The following is a 16,212-nucleotide window of genomic DNA, read 5'->3' as shown; positions in this document are numbered from 1 at the left end:
TCTAATGTTTAAAAGTCTAAACGTAATAGCGATGCTTTAAATTCATATTGGTGCAATGTGTATTAGCTAAAAATAATATATCTTTAATATAAGCTAATGTAGTCATGTGAAATTTTCTTCTCGAGTAGATGTAAGCGAACCTAATCCTATTATCGTAGCTGAAAGGGATGCTTTAGCTTGCAATATCAAATTAACTAAGCTTAATGATTCTAATCCAACATCTCATAATCTTGCTCCTATTTGTTTATCTAGTAAGTATGTTGCAGATCCTCGAGGGCCTATTGAAACTCGCAAAATGCTAGCAGATTTTATAAATAAGCGTGACAATCGTGGTATTTATTCAAGCGAATCTAATGCAAATACAAAAAGTGAAGTGATAATTAAAGATCCTAGTTGTAGTGCTTATTGTGCTAGTGCTCTTAATCCAGAAAATATTTATGTTCTATCTTCTACATCTCAAGCTTATGCATGGCTTATGATGCTTTTATGTGATGCAGGTGATGCTGTTCTTGCTCCAAAACCTGGGTATCCTTTAGTTGAATCTATTGCTCGTCTGAATCTTGTAAAAACAATTCCTTATTCTTTGAGATACGATGGTTCTTGGACTATTGATTTAGCTAATGTACGTTCTTTAATAGAAGATAAATCGAATAATATTAAAGCCTTAGTTCTTATAAATCCCAATAATCCAACAGGCTCTTATATAAAGATGCAAGAAAGAGAAGTGCTGTTGGAATTATGTCATAAGCATGGTATTGCTATTATTGCAGATGAGGTTTTTTATGATTACTCACTTGAGCCTTTTGATTTTAATGCTCGCTTAGCAGGTGAAACTTCGACTCTTGTTTTTGCTTTAGATGGATTTTCTAAAATGCTTGCTGCTCCTCACGCAAAAGTTGGTTGGATTGAAGTTTCAGGACCTGTTGATGACGTTTGTGAAGCAAAAAAACGTCTTGATGTGATAGCAGATGATTTTCTTCCTATTGGTGCGACTGTTTCAGATCATATTCATGAATTGCTTGATTGCGCGTGTGAACAGACGAATAAAGTTCGTTCGCGTATAAAATCTAATCTTTCTACTTTACGCAAAACACTTGCTCAATGGCCTAATTGTTGCGTTGATGCTTTAAGAGCAGAAGGAGGATGGAATGTATTATTGCGAGTTCCATCTTGTATTGATGATGATGTACTCGCGTTGCGTTTGATTCGCGATTATAAATTAGTTTCTCAACCTGGATACTATTTTGATATGCCAAATAATGGATATCTTGCGCTATCTTTATTGCCTGAACCGGATCAATTCAGTAATAATCTTAAGCTAACGCTAAAAACAGTTGATACTTTATTAAATGAGATTATAAGAGATTAAACCAAGCTCGTACGCTATACCATAATTCTGGATTATATTGTATTAGCGAATCTTCTCTACCTATAATAAACCAGCTTAAAAATGTTATAACAAGAGAAAACACAAGTAGAATTGCGATTATAGCTCGTATTGAATAAGAACATGCTTTAGTTAAAATAGTGTCTTGGCTTGTTATTATTGCAGCTTTTTCTAAGAATAATGCGATTCCGATAACAGCGCTTAATCCTATAAGCCAGCTGAAATCTGCTATATATCTCCATCCAATTCCTGCTTTTAAGCTATCGAATATTATAACTATAATCCCCAAAACAATTGATGTTATTGCAAATTCGTTTACATATTTGTTTTTATTACGTTTATAAAAAATGAATGATGCGATTTGACCGAGTAAAGCTAGTGGAGATATGCTAAATATTCCTCCAATCATTGGTTCTGCATATTGCCATTTGCTAAAAGAAATAGGTTGAATTGCAATCCAAGGGAATTTTGTAATAGTTCGTAAAGGTAGAATTAAATAACTAAATATAGAAGGCAATATGTTTTCTGATGGTATATGCATTCTAGTCATATCTGTTACTGTTATTTGATATTCATTTCCAAAATTAAAAGGAGAGCCGAAACGAATCGCATTATAAAAACCAAGTGGTAATGCGATTATTGCTATAGGTATAAGTGTTATCGAAGTAAGTCTAGCTAATTGTTTCCAAGAAGATGGATCATAATATTTTGTAAAAGTATTATATAAAGTATTGAAAATGTAATGTCTGAAAAGTGGTAAAGCTAAAAGTAAAGCAATCGTAAAAGTAGGTCTACATCCTAGATTTAGTGATATGAAAAATGTTCCTAAAGAAAAATAGAATGAGTTTATTGTTATATCGTCTTTGCGCGCTTTAAGCCAACAGCATAATCCTATAGTTGTAAACATTAAAGAAGAAACTATAGGAATTGAATAGAACGATGGTCTAAACCATAAATAAGTTATGTTAGAAGTTATTAAGAATAATGCTACGCATATTACTGTTGTTGCAAGAAGTGGAGATTCTTTAATCTTTTTTATTAAGTTAATTATCAATAGAGATCCTGCTATAAGGAATACAATAATGCAAAAGAACGTGACTGCACTTGTTGGTAACATCCTTCCATTTGGAACGAAAAGCATGCTTATAGCTCTATATGGTAGGAAGAAGAAGATTGTTGGTATAACGCCAAAGTAAGAATACCAATGTCCTTGATAATATGCGTGATCCCAATAAATATTTCTAACTCCGTTTGATAAAAGTATATTTCTTGCTGAAGGATCGTATGGGTTAGATAATTGTCGAAGTTCGTGAGGAACAGGCAAATTCAAGTAGGTTTGTCCGCGCAAAATCGCTTGAGCTGTGTGATCGTATTGATCAAAATCGTACGTATAGTTTCCAATTACATCGAAGTGTAGTGGTGTTGAGTATATAAAGCTATCAATAATAGATATGAAAGCGTTAATTATAAAAGGCGAAAGAATTACTATAAAAAGTAATCGTTGATAAATACTTGATGTATTAAGTTTTATTTTCCAAAGATGTGACCATGGGTTTAATAATGCAATAACAAATGCTGCTATAGCTAACATTGCTACGCGACCCCAAGACCAACTGAAAGGTGCTCTAACGTTTGCTCTAGCATCTTCTAAATCTATTATTGAATTAAAAGGATGTTGTATCCAGATTCTTAAAATATTAGGTTTTCCAATAGCTTCTTCTGGTACTGGTATTAGAGCATTATTTGTAGCTCTTGGATTAGCGCTAGTTAATTTTCCTGCTATTCCATTTACGTCTACTCTTACGTGAATGTCGCTAATAATTGGTGTTGTACCAACGTTTTTAGGTTGTTTTATAGCAGGTTGTAAACGTATGTAAGGAGATGAACCGTCTGAAATAACTTCAATATATGCTTCTGAAGGATCTACGATTCTCAATCCTCCTGAGTGCAAACGTTGGATTCCTGCTCCTATGTGGTTATGAGCTGAAAAGCTATCTGTGCTACCTGCAACGCTTTTCCAAAATGGTATGTTTCCTATAGTGCATTCAAACAAGACTATAAGTAGCAAAATTGCTAATGGCATGCGCAATATTCGTAGTATATACTTTCTGTGAAAGTATTTTCTTTGCAATGATTCTTGCAAAGTTTGAGATAAAGAAATTGCCATCACATATCCATTCTAACGGATTTTGGCTCTAGCGTTCGCTTAATTATTCTTCTGCAACAAGATCCAAATATTCATCGTTCCATAAATCTTCATCGCCATCTGGCATAAGAAGAACACGTTCAGGTTTTAACGCTTCAACTGCTCCTTCATCGTGCGTAACAAGCACGATAGCGCCTTCATACTTCGATATAGCTTTAAGAATTTCATTTCTAGAAGCTGGATCTAAATTATTAGTTGGCTCGTCAAGTAAAAGTACGTTAGCTTGTGAAGTGACTAGAGTTGCGAGCGCAAGACGTGTTTTTTCGCCGCCTGAAAGTACTTTAGCTGGTTTCATTGCATCATCACCAGAAAATAGGAAACTTCCTAACATTGAACGAGCTTGTGTGTCGTTTAAGTTTGGAGCAACATGTTGAAGATTTTCTAATACTGTTGCATCTAAATCAAGAGTATCGTGCTCTTGTGCAAAATACCCGATTTTGCATCCGTGACCGTATTGTACTTCACCTGTATCTGCTGTTTCTTCTCCTGCTAGAATGCGTAGTGTTGTAGTTTTTCCAGCTCCGTTATATCCGAGTATAACTACTCGCGAGCCTTTATCTATAGCAAGGTTAATTCCCGCAAAAACAATATTAGATCCGTATGCTTTAGAAATATCTTTTGCCATAATAGGTGTTTTTCCGCATGGGGATGGTTCTGGAAAACGTATATCTGCAACTTTTTCGCTTCTTTGCGCTTCACTTGTTTCGCTAAGTAAACGTTGTGCTCTTCGCATCATATTTTGAGCTGCAACTGCTTTAGTTGCTTTTGCATGTAAGCGAATACCTTGTTTCATAAGGCGTTCTGCTTTCTTTTCTGCTACTTCGCGTTCGCGTCTTCTGCGTTCTTCGTCAACAACTCGTTGATGTAAGTATGCTTTCCAACCCATAGAATACATGTCTATTTTCGCTAATTGCGCATCTAAATGCCATACTTTATTAACTACTTCATCAAGCAATTCAGTTGAGTGGGATATTACAAGGAATCCACCTTCAAAGCGCTTAAGATAGTTTCTAAGCCATATTATTGAGTCTGCATCAAGGTGATTTGTAGGTTCGTCAAGAATTAAGGTATCTGCATCAGAAAAAAGTATTCGCGCTAGTTCAATGCGCCTGCGTTGACCGCCTGAAAGAGTTCCAAGAGATTGTTGCATAACTTCTTGTGGAAGACCAAGACTACTTGCCATTGAGATTGCTTCAGATTGTACAGAGTATCCTCCTGCTTTCTCGTAATCTTGCATTGCTTTATCGTAACGATTCATTGCTTTTGTCATAACATCCGGATCTGGATCTGTCATTTCTTTTTCAGCTTTGCGGATTCTAGATACGATAGATGCTATATCTCTTGCGCTCATAATTCTGTCAATAACGCTTTGCTCTGGATCTGCAGCATGGGTATCTTGTGGCAAATAACCTAATTTTCCACTGACTCGAACTGAGCCTTGTGATGGGAGCATATCGCCTGTTATTACGCGTGTTAATGTTGTTTTTCCGGCGCCGTTCCTGCCAACTAGACCAATTTTATCGCCTTTAGTAACGTGAAAATCAGAAGAGTTTAATAGCGTACGCGCACCAATTTGTATGGTTAATGCTTGTGCGTCAATAGGCATATTTGTATCCGTTTCATTAAAATAAAGGCTCATAATATATTGGCTAAATAAAATATTAAGCCAAGTGAGAAATTATATCGCGTGGGGTAACGAATTTTCGTTGAGGACTTTACTTTTTCGAACAAGTGTTCTATAATAAAGTTCTTATCTTGTAAGTTGTTCATTTTTATATGTGAGGTGCTAATGAGTGAGGTACAAAAATCAGATGCATTGCAAATATTGCTAGATAAAGCTCCACTGTGCTCATCTCATGGAACTCTTATATCAGATTTGTCTAATGTTCCGTCTGAATGGAAGATAACTATTCAAGGTGCTAGAGAGCATAATCTTAAAAACGTTAGTCTTTCTATCCCTAGAAATCGTATGGTGGTTTTTACTGGTCTTTCTGGATCAGGTAAGTCATCTCTTGCTTTTGATACTTTATTTGCTGAAGGTCAAAGAAGATATGTTGAATCTCTCAGTGCTTATGCTAGACAATTTTTAGGTCGTATGGATAAACCTGATGTTGATTTTATTGAAGGTTTAAGTCCTGCAGTTTCTATAGATCAAAAAACAACTAATAGGAATCCTCGTTCTACAGTTGGTACGATTACAGAAATTTATGATTATTTACGTATTCTTTTTGCTAGAGTTTCAACGCAATATTGTCCTGAATGCGGCAGAAAGGTCAGTGCTCAAACTACTCAACAGATGACTGATACTTTGCTTTCTTTGCCGATGCGCACACGATTGCAAATTTTGTCACCAATAGTTAAAGGTCGTAAAGGTGAATTTAAAGACACTCTTGAACTTTTACGTTCAGATGGTTACGCTCGTGTGATTATTGATAATCAAATGCATGAGCTATCTGAAGATATTAAACTTGCTAAGCAAAAGAAACACACTATTGAAGTAGTTATTGACAGATTAGTTATTAAAGATGGCATTAGAGTGCGTCTTAATGATTCTATTGAAACTGCATTGAAATTATCAAATGGAGTTGTGGTTGCTGATTTCGTTGATGAGCCTCAAGACTCTTCGAATCGTAGGCAGTCTTTTTCAGAACATAGAGCATGCCCTAACAATCATCCTCTAGAGCTTGACGAGATTGAGCCTAGAACTTTTTCTTTTAATGCTCCTTATGGTGCTTGTAAAGATTGCTCAGGAATAGGATATAATTTGGAGATTGATCCAGAATTAGTTATTCCGAATATTGAAAAATCACTTGCACAAGGTGCTATTGAGCCATGGGCTATGAATAAATCTGCTGGCATGTATTATCAACATGTTCTAAAAGGGCTTGCTAAAGATTTAGGCTTTAGCATGGATACTCCATGGAAAGATTTGTCTGAAGATGTTAAACATGCTGTTCTGTATGGCCATGATTTTATTGTTACAGTTTCGTATAAAAATAGATGGGGAAGGCAGCGAGAGTATTCTACTGGATTTGAAGGCGTAATTCGCACTCTAATGCGTAAGCATGATGAAACTGATTCAGATCAGATGCGACAATACTACGAGTCTTATATGCGAGAAGTTCCATGTAGAGCTTGCAAAGGTAAACGTTTAAGACCGGAGGTTCTTGCTGTTAAAATTGGAAATTGTTCTATTGCAGATGTATGTGACATGCCTGTTTGTGAGAGTTTGAATTGGATTAACTCGTTGCAATTAAAAGGTTCTCAGGCGATTATTGCTGGTGAAGTTTTAAAAGAGATTCGCGCTCGCCTTGGATTCCTAAATGATGTTGGCTTGAGTTATTTAACTCTTTCTAGAGGAGCGAAAACATTATCTGGAGGTGAAGCGCAACGTATTAGATTAGCTACGCAAATCGGTTCAGGTTTAGTTGGTGTTATGTATGTTCTTGATGAGCCTTCTATTGGTTTACATCAAAGAGATAATGAACGTTTAATTTCAACTTTACATCATCTTAGAAATCTCGGTAATACTCTTATAGTTGTTGAGCACGATGAAGATACTATTCGTAAAGCTGATTGGCTGGTTGATATTGGTCCTGAAGCTGGAGAGCATGGAGGAGAAGTAGTATATTGCGGACCGTCTTCATCTATTGCTAATGCAGAGCGTTCTATCACAGGAGATTACATTTCTGGTAGACGTTCAATTCTTATTCCTAAGATGCGTAGAAAAGTAGATCCTCTTCGCATGTTAAAAATTATTGGTGCGCGCGAACATAATTTGAAAAATATTGATGTTTCTATTCCTCTCGGGGTTTTTACTTGCATTACAGGAGTTTCTGGATCTGGAAAGTCAACTTTAATAAATTCAATTCTTTATCCAGTTCTTGCAAATAAATTAAATGGAGCTCGTATAGTTCCTGGAAAGCATAAAGATATAAAAGGTATAGATAAATGCGATAAAGTCGTCCACGTTGATCAAAATCCTATTGGTAAAACTCCACGTTCTAATCCTGCTACTTATACTGGTGTATGGGATAAAATTCGTTCTTTATTTGCTCAAACATCCGAAGCAAAAGTTAGGGGATATGGTCCAGGACGATTCTCTTTTAATGTTAAAGGAGGTCGTTGTGAAGCTTGTCATGGTGATGGCACTTTGAAAATTGAGATGAACTTCTTGCCGGATGTTTATGTTGAATGTGAAGCTTGTCATGGTAAAAGATACAATCGAGAAACGTTGGAAGTTAAATATAACGGAAAATCAGTTTCAGATGTTCTAAATATGCCTATTTCGGATGCTGCAATTTTCTTCAAATCGTATCCATCAATATCGCGTTATTTGAAAACTTTAGTAGATGTTGGTTTAGGGTATATCCGATTAGGACAGTCTGCTCCAACGCTTTCTGGTGGAGAATCGCAGAGAGTTAAGCTTGCCACTGAATTGCAACGCAGATCTACAGGTAAAACAGTATATATTCTTGATGAACCTACAACTGGTCTTCATTGTGAAGATGTTAGAAAATTATTGATTGTTCTTCAATCTCTTGTTGATAAAGGCAATACGGTGATTGTTATAGAGCATAATCTTGATGTTGTAAAGTCAGCGGATTGGATTATTGATTTAGGTCCAGAAGGAGGAGATGGAGGAGGAAGTGTTGTAGCACAAGGCACTCCTGAAAGCGTTGCTGAATGTGACTCGAGTTGGACTGGTAAATTCTTAAAGCCAATGTTAAATATCTAATACACGTAAATTTAAATTGATGGAATTTTTAGAAAATTAAAAGAAGGAGGTGAATAAATAATATGGAGGATTTAAGAAATTATGAGGATTTGAATTATTCTTTAGATTCAAACATTTTTAGTGCTTCTAGTGATAGTTATAGTGATAGTTCTACTGATAGCTCTAGTGATATTTCTACTGAATACGCAGCCAATTCTTACAATAGTTCAAGCAGTAGTTCTGTTAGTGCTTCTAGTGATAGTGTTCATTGGCATAAGACTAAGAACGTGTCAGATTCAAAAAGTAGTTTAGGTTTAAATTCTTTAGGAGCTCCATTGCTTTCAGATAGTCGTGATTTATTCAGACCTGCTTCTCGCGATATACCACCTAAACCAGGAGTTTATAAATGGCGTGACGGGGATGGCCGAGTAATTTACGTTGGAAAAGCAAAGAATTTGAGAAATAGATTAGCAAATTATTTTCAACCTTTAGATCAATTGCACCCTCGCACTCGATCAATGGTTTTGTCTGCTCGTAGTTTAGAGTGGACTGTTGTAGAAACAGAATTTGAAGCGCTTACACTTGAATATACTTGGATTAAAACATTTAATCCAAGATTTAATGTTGTTTTTAGAGATGATAAAACTTACCCTTATGTTGCAGTATCTGTTGAAGAAGAATTTCCTAGAGTTTGGATTACTAGAAATCGCTCTTTCAAACGTGCTCGTTATTTTGGACCTTATGCAAAAGTATGGCCACTAAAACATAGTCTTGATTCACTGTTAAAAACTTTTCCTGTACGAACTTGTTCTTCTTCAGTGTTTAGTAGAGCTCATAGAACTGGGCGTCCATGCTTATTGGCTTCTATTGGAAAATGTTCTGCTCCATGTATTGATAATGTTTCTCAAAGTGAGCATAGAAATAACGTAGAACATTTAGTCGGTGTTCTTACTGGAAGTATAGGCTCATCGTATATTTCAAATCTTAACGCTGAGATGAAAAAAGCTAGTGATAATTTAGAATTTGAACGCGCTGCAAAATTGCGTGATGATATTTCATTATTAAATACTGTTTTGCAAAAAAATTCAGTAGTTTTTGATGATGATGTTGAAGCGGATGTATTTGGCTTATCTTCAGATAATCTTGAAGCATCAATTCATGCATTTTTTGTAAGATCTGGAATGATTCGTGGAGAGAAAAATTGGTATGTTGAACGAAATGATGAAATTGACGATAGTGATCTTCTTGCTGATTTGTTGACGAATGTCTATGCAGAATATGGAAATTCTTATGATTTAAAATCACATAATTGTGCTAACATCAAGCAAATTCGTGATGCGTTTAGTGATATTAAAAATGCTAGTGCAATTGATTCTGTTCTTAGAGCTAAAGCTACTAGAACACGTCATGAGCGACAAGAATCAACAGGTCGCGAAGATTTATTAGCGCCTATATCTCCTGTACCTCGTGAAATTATAATCCCTATAGAATTATGCGAAGAACGACAGAAAGAATTAGAACTTTTATTAAGTAATATACGTGGATCTAAAGTAACTATTCATGTTGTGTCACGTGGAAGTAAGCATGATTTAATGAATCGTGCTAACGAAAATGCGAATCAGGCTTTAGTGCGCATGAAATCAAGTCGCATCAATAGTATTGAAATGCGTACTCAAGCTATGAATGAGATAGCTCAAGTGCTTGGATTGAGTAACGCTCCGTTGCGTATTGAATGTTACGATATCTCTAATACTATTGATGGAACGTATCAAGTTGCATCAATGGTTGTATTTGAAGATGCAATAGCTCGTCCAAGCGAATATAGACGATTTTCTATTCATGGTGAAGATGGAGCTGGTCAATTAGATGATTTAAGTGCTTTATATGAAACTATTAAAAGAAGATTTACATACAATGAAATTGATTCTGGGGAGTCTAAAAATAATAGTTCTAACTCTGATAGAAATAAAGTAAAACGACGTTTTGCTTACAAGCCTAATCTCATTATTGTAGATGGCGGCAAACAGCAAGCGATTGCAGCTAAACAAGCTATGTTGGATTGTGGTGTAAATGATGTTTTTGTATGCGGTTTAGCAAAGAAGTTAGAAGAAGTATGGCTTGCTGATGGTGATTATCCTATTATTTTTAAACGTGACTCAGAAGGATTGTATTTACTTCAAAGAGCAAGAGATGAATCTCATAGATTTGCTATTGCATATCATCGTAATAAAAGGAGAAAAGGTTTATTGAAATCTACTTTAAATTCAATTCCTGGAATTGGCTTAGCTTACTCTAAGAGATTATTATCTGTTTTCGGAAGCGTTAAGAAAATTTCATCTGCTTCATTAGAAGAATTACAAAAAGTTCCAGGTATCGGATTAGAAAAAGCGAAAAATATATATAATGTTTTTCATAAGTAATCTAAATATTGTTATATTCCGACATTTGTATTCTTTTTAGTCAACATCGAGCATTAGCCTAATAAGTATGTCACAGGAAATTGAAATAGGTTTGGGCAAAAAGGCCCGCGTAGCGTATTCGCTTGATGATATTGCTATTCTTCCTTCTCGCCGTTCGCGCGATCCTCAAGCTGTTTCTACAGCTTGGCAGGTTGATGCATACAGCTTTGATGTTCCAATTATTGCTGCTCCTATGGATTCAGTTACAAGTCCAGATACTGCAATTGCAATGGGACAGATGGGTGCTTTAGGTGTGCTTGATTTGGAAGGACTTTGGACTCGTTATGAGAATCCTGAGCCTTTATTGAAAGAAATTTCTGAATTGCAATCTGAACAAGCTACAAAACGTATTCAAGAGATTTATTCAGAACCTATTAAGCCTGAACTTATTGTTAAGCGTTTGCACACTATTAGAGATGCTGGTGTTACTGTTGCAGGCGCTCTTTCACCACAACGTACTCAAGAATTTTATACTACAGTTCTTGAAGCAGGTGTTGATTTGTTTGTTATTCGTGGTACAGCTGTTTCTGCTGAACACGTTTCTAAAGATCATGAGACTCTTGATTTGAAGAAATTTATCTATGATTTAGATGTTCCAGTTATTGTTGGCGGTTGCGCTGATTACACATCCGCATTGCATTTAATGCGAACTGGAGCTGCTGGAGTTTTAGTTGGATTTGGCGGTGGAGCTGTTTCTGCAACTATGAACACTTTAGGAGTTCAAGCTCCTTTAGCAACTGCTATTGCAGATGTTGCTGAGGCGCGCCGCGATTATTTAGATGAATCTGGCGGTAGATACGTTCATATCATTGCAGATGGTGGAATGGGTAATTCTGGAAACTTTATTAAAGCTTTGGCAATGGGAGCAGATGCTGTAATGCTTGGAACTCCTTTGGCTCGTGCTACTGAAGCTCCAGGTCGTGGAATGCATTGGGGTGCTGAAGCGCGTCATTCTTCTCTTCCTCGTGGTATGCGTACGAATGTTGGTACTGTTGCTCCTCTTGAAAACATACTATTTGGTCCAAGTCATAAAGCGGATGGAACTACTAATTTTGTTGGTGCATTGCGCCGTACTATGGCTTCTACAGGATATGTTGATGTTAAGAGCTTCCAGCGTTGTAGCGTAGTGTTTAATCCTTTTCATCAAGATATACGATAAGTAATAAACGATTCTTATGGCTGAAATGGTAGTTACTGTTTCAGTCATAAGTTTTATATAGGATTTGTTTTACTATAATTTTAAATTTGACTGTTGGTTTATTCTTTGATTTGTCTATTTGTTGGTTTTACTGTTAGCTTATTTGATTTTTAGTTTGACTGTTAGTTAGTTTGACTGTTAGTTTATTTATTGGTTTACATTGTCTTACATTTCAAGACTATCTATAAAGTTTATATATTTTTATACATTTTTATATATTTACATAAGTAACAACACACATTTATAACATGCGTTACATCTTATATACTTGACGATAGTGTTTAAAATACACGTTAAATGAATCTGATTGGGGCTATACATATCGGTTCATTGTATCTATTTGGAAAGAATGGGGATTATGGTTGATAACATGCCACTAAATGCAAGCTATGAGCGTGACGATGAAGTTAGCGAACAAGCAGTATCTAAAAGCATGACTTCATCAAATAATTCTTCTAATTATTTTAATTCTTCAATAAACAATGATTCATTAAGCACAAATCAAGATACGGATGTAGATGTAGATGACGAAGATGATTCTTCTGATGATATTTTTGTAAAAGTTCCCATCTTCGCTAAAAAGCATATTTTTAACGATATAAAAGGCTTGCCTGATGGAATAAAATACGGCTGGATTCGTTATTGTGATATAAAACATAGTAAATCTGAAAATGGCTCTAAGAATATTTTTAGTAGTAAGAATTCTAAGCCAATGATTTCTTTAGGATTATTTGAAGATAATAATAGGAAATTTAGGCAATTAGCTATTGCTGATTATGAAGGTAGAGTTTATTTAGGCAATGATATGACTGTTGAAGATATATATTATCGTTTTACGTCACTTTACCTTTTAAAGCAGCAAGAAATAATTCTTGAAGATAAATCTAGATTCTACGGGAATAAATTACCTAATAAATTTAGTGCTTTTTGTAAAAATATAAATGAAGCTTTCAAGGAAACTTATGATCCTAAAAGTGATGATAATTTAGCATTTGAAAATTATAAAGATAGTGAAAGTATGGATAAGGAGATTGAAGAAATTTGCTCACAATCTCCTGAACTTATTCACGAAGTAGAAAAAATATCTAAGTTATATGATGCTCCAGATAGATATGACTTCCCATTTTATGACGACACAGATGGTGATTGTGTAGATATAGATTGTGTTGACGAAGATAATGATTTGATTATTACTGGAAGTAATAAAATCGTAGCTTGCGATTGTGCTAACAGTGATGATGAAGATGACTCTATTTATAATAATTTTGACGCGAATCAATTCTTTCAATCTCATGAACTTAATGAAGAAGAAAAAGCTCGTAAAGAGGGTCAAGAAAAAAATAAACTTGAGATAAAAAAATCTCATACTTTTTGGGGTAGAATCAAGTTTTTCATGCATACTTTTTCTCGATTGTGTAAATCTTCAACATTCCGGGTTTTGCGCGGAGATGTTGTTATTCATACAGGTCCTTTTGAAGGTCCAAGATGGGTTGCTTCGTGGCTTTGTGCAGAAAATAATGGTCGTAAATCATACACTATTGAGCAAGCACGTACGCCTTTAGCAGGGTCTCTTAGATATAATCTTGAATACAAAGATGCTATAGCTATAGTATTTTTTGCTACTTATTTAATTCCAAATATTTCAGAAATTTTAACAAGTTTTGGTGTTGAGAATATTTTCCATAGACTTCATACGCAAGCACCTTTGTGTGCTATTAGAAACAGTGTAAAAGATATACAAAATATTCGAGTTGCTGGTCTTAGATATTCTGGATTAGAAGCATATTTTGAGCGTTTAATGCATGAGTCTGGAGCTCTTAATCCTATACGATCTTTAGAGCAAAAGCATGGAGCTGAAGTTTTGCATTTGAATGAATCTAGTGTTTCCAGAAATTATGAGATTTCTTGGGATAATGCTCTTGATCCAGAATCAGCTCTTGTAGTTTTGTCTATTGAAGGTGCATTGAATAGGATTCATGCTATTAGCGATTGTATAGAAGAAAGTTCTTCGTCTGGCAGTAATTTTACAGAAAATGAAGTCACATATAAGCAGGCAGCACAAATAGATTTTGCTTTGATAGAGGATCCAGCTTTTGGTGCTTACTTAAAATTCATAAATGATTTTGGAAGTCCTTTACAAGACGATAAAATCAAGCCTCTTGAAACTATATGGAAGCAAATTCGTTATGAGAGAAAAAGTTCTATGATCAAAGACTATAGAACTAATAATGAATGGGCGTATAGGCAGAGATTATCGCATTGGATTCGTACTATGCGCACTCCCTTTAGATTCGATGCTGATTTTCGTTCTAATATTGAAGATGGAAATGTTGCTATAGGATTTATGGCTGTTGGACCTTCAGTTATGCCGCGCCGCTCTTACGATGCTTTTAAAAAGCATTGGGTTAATTTGAGCGCTTCAAAAATAGCTACTATGACAACAGAATACAATTTGCGATTGGGAATTATATTAGCTTTAATAGCTTTTGCTGCAAATCCTGCTGTAAAAAATGTATCTGTTAGATTAGATTCGATTTGCTTAGAGGAAATGGTTGCAGCTAATAATAATGCTATTGATAAGCTTTTGAATCGTACTTTAAGCGCGTTAAATGATTTAGTAAATCAACAAACGCATATAAAAGGTGAGCCGAAAGATGGAGATGTTCATGGTAATCCTGAACAAATTCATGAAGCAAAAGCATATGATTCTTCTTGTGATTCTAGTTCTATTAGCTCACGCACTGAAAGCGCTAATAATATAAGCTCTTCTAGCTCTTCTAGCTCTTCTAGCTCTTCTAGTGATTCTACTATTTCTAGTAGTAGTGAATTTGATGATAAAAATAATTCAGATGAATCATCGCGCTCTTTGTTAAATGAAAAATCTCGTAAAACTTTAATGACTGTTACTTTTACTCGTAAAAAATTCGTTGAATATTTACGCTCTAATGGTTTAAAAAATCCAATAAAAACATATAAAGAGTTTTTTGCAAACATGAATATTGATTCTTCTGGTGCATTAAAATCAGTTGATCCAACATTTGATTTAAGAGATACTAAGTTTGCTCCTAGAGGAGCTCAAGAAGAGCCAGAATTCTCAGATCGTCAATTTAATGATTATTTAGAATCAATATTAGGAACTTGTTGTGCTAAAGGTCTTGCAATTCAGAGAGAGGATTTATTGCAACAAGCTGTTTCTGACTTCCATCATATTGCATCAGAGCTTATGCCAACAACTGCTGAAAAAGCTCATATGGCGATGGATATTATCAATTCAATAGATGATCCTGAGTTGAGCGAAAAATCTGGAATTATAACTAAATCTCTTATAGATGAGGATCCTATTCCTGAGCTAGACTTTCATATTTCTAAAGATATAAGAAATATGCGTCTTAAAGCTCATACTCAATTAGAAATGGGTGAAATATCACAAGGTATTGAAGAATATGAGAAAAATGTAGCATATTATGATGCGATGTTTTCTGAAGGTAAATCAATACCAAGGTATTTCAATTCATATGCTGAGAGAGTTATTTATAATCGTATGTTTGCTAATAATAACGAGTCTATGCGTTTAATACCAGATGGTCTATTTTATTCTCATATGGAATTAGCGGACATATACTCGCAATTGCACGATAGTAATAAAACTTTGCAGCATTTGCGCTCAATGGTTGTTTATGCTCCTACATATGCTCTTTCGCATTTGCGTTTAGCTACTGAGTTATCTCGTCATGAGGATTGGGATTCAGTTTTCGCAGCATGTTTGAATGCTTTGAGAGTTGCTCTAGATCAAGATGATGCTGCATTCGCATACTATAGATTAGCTTATGCTGAGTGGATGCGAGATCATTTTGATAGTGCTTTAGCTTCTTATCAAATGGCAGAAAGTATTGCTCCAGAACATATTGAAACTTTAAATATTGAAAAAGAAGAGCTTTTAACGAGAATGAAATCTCAAGGCATGCAAATATTTGACGAGATGGACGATATAATTAGGATTCTTAAAGCAAGAAACATACCTTATTGGCCAGATACAAATGCTCGCTCTATTATAGATTCAGCTGCTAAAGAAACAGTAAATAATGGGATGTTTGTTATCGCTAGGACACTATGCGTTGCTTCAGCTAGAATGAATTATTCTAAAGAAAATAATGACGTTAGCAATGCAATACAAATGCAATTCTTGCGATCTCTTAACGCATAGTAGATTCGCGATTGTAATGCACAGTAATTTGCGATTGTAAT

The 16,212-nt window shown here is 35.1% G+C and carries 7 protein-coding genes; 5 read left to right on the top strand and 2 right to left on the bottom strand.

The features are described 5' to 3' along the window. Nucleotides 1-106: 106 nt before the first annotated feature. The gene (locus HMPREF3230_RS01265) at nt 107-1,369 is read left to right on the top strand and encodes a pyridoxal phosphate-dependent aminotransferase (protein WP_075523180.1); all 1,263 of its coding nucleotides are present in this window, start codon (nt 107-109) and stop codon (nt 1,367-1,369) included. Here the strand turns inward: HMPREF3230_RS01265 and HMPREF3230_RS01260 are convergent. Together HMPREF3230_RS01260 and HMPREF3230_RS01255 are read right to left on the bottom strand one after the other, a co-directional pair. Beyond that, nucleotides 1,356-3,554 (bottom strand): beta-carotene 15,15'-monooxygenase, encoded by a 2,199-nt coding sequence (locus HMPREF3230_RS01260; protein WP_230955891.1) that lies wholly within the window; start codon nt 3,552-3,554, stop codon nt 1,356-1,358. The two genes, HMPREF3230_RS01265 and HMPREF3230_RS01260, sit on opposite strands and share 14 nt — an antisense overlap. A gap of 43 nt (nt 3,555-3,597) precedes the next feature. Beyond that, a complete protein-coding gene (locus HMPREF3230_RS01255) occupies nt 3,598-5,199 on the bottom strand; it encodes an ABC-F family ATP-binding cassette domain-containing protein (protein ID WP_075523179.1) in 1,602 nt (533 codons plus the stop codon). Nucleotides 5,200-5,382: 183 nt separating this feature from the next. Here HMPREF3230_RS01255 and uvrA point away from each other — a divergent pair, with 183 nt between their 5' ends. From uvrA to HMPREF3230_RS01235, 4 genes are all read left to right on the top strand, one after another. Beyond that, on the top strand, nt 5,383-8,331 hold the full coding sequence (gene uvrA, locus HMPREF3230_RS01250; RefSeq protein WP_082266221.1) for an excinuclease ABC subunit UvrA: 2,949 nt from the start codon (nt 5,383-5,385) through the stop codon (nt 8,329-8,331). Nucleotides 8,332-8,393: 62 nt separating this feature from the next. Continuing rightward, nucleotides 8,394-10,730, top strand: a complete 2,337-nt coding sequence (gene uvrC, locus HMPREF3230_RS01245) for an excinuclease ABC subunit UvrC (RefSeq protein WP_082266220.1) — start codon at nt 8,394-8,396, stop codon at nt 10,728-10,730. A gap of 67 nt (nt 10,731-10,797) precedes the next feature. Next, nucleotides 10,798-11,928 carry a GuaB3 family IMP dehydrogenase-related protein gene (locus tag HMPREF3230_RS01240; protein WP_075523177.1) on the top strand — a complete coding sequence of 377 codons (1,131 nt, stop codon included), beginning with the start codon at nt 10,798-10,800 and terminating at the stop codon, nt 11,926-11,928. Between the two features lie 397 nt (nt 11,929-12,325). Then, the gene (locus HMPREF3230_RS01235; protein ID WP_075523176.1) at nt 12,326-16,171 is read left to right on the top strand and encodes a tetratricopeptide repeat protein; all 3,846 of its coding nucleotides are present in this window, start codon (nt 12,326-12,328) and stop codon (nt 16,169-16,171) included. The last annotated feature ends 41 nt before the right edge of the window (nt 16,172-16,212 follow it).

This window comes from Gardnerella vaginalis (assembly GCF_001563665.1).
In the GTDB taxonomy this organism is placed as follows: Bacteria; Actinomycetota; Actinomycetes; order Actinomycetales; family Bifidobacteriaceae; genus Bifidobacterium; species Bifidobacterium vaginale_A.
Note: the sequence above shows the minus strand (reverse complement) of the source record. Positions and strands in the feature narration are given on the sequence as shown.

What these genes read in the sequence shown, in the direction of transcription:
- HMPREF3230_RS01255 (WP_075523179.1), bottom strand. Translation starts at nt 5,199, where the DNA reads ATGCCTATTGACGCACAAGCATTAACCATACAAATTGGTGCGCGTACG.
- uvrC (WP_082266220.1), top strand. Translation starts at nt 8,394, where the DNA reads ATGGAGGATTTAAGAAATTATGAGGATTTGAATTATTCTTTAGATTCA.
- uvrA (WP_082266221.1), top strand. Translation starts at nt 5,383, where the DNA reads ATGAGTGAGGTACAAAAATCAGATGCATTGCAAATATTGCTAGATAAA.
- HMPREF3230_RS01240 (WP_075523177.1), top strand. Translation starts at nt 10,798, where the DNA reads ATGTCACAGGAAATTGAAATAGGTTTGGGCAAAAAGGCCCGCGTAGCG.
- HMPREF3230_RS01260 (WP_230955891.1), bottom strand. Translation starts at nt 3,554, where the DNA reads ATGGCAATTTCTTTATCTCAAACTTTGCAAGAATCATTGCAAAGAAAA.
- HMPREF3230_RS01235 (WP_075523176.1), top strand. Translation starts at nt 12,326, where the DNA reads ATGGTTGATAACATGCCACTAAATGCAAGCTATGAGCGTGACGATGAA.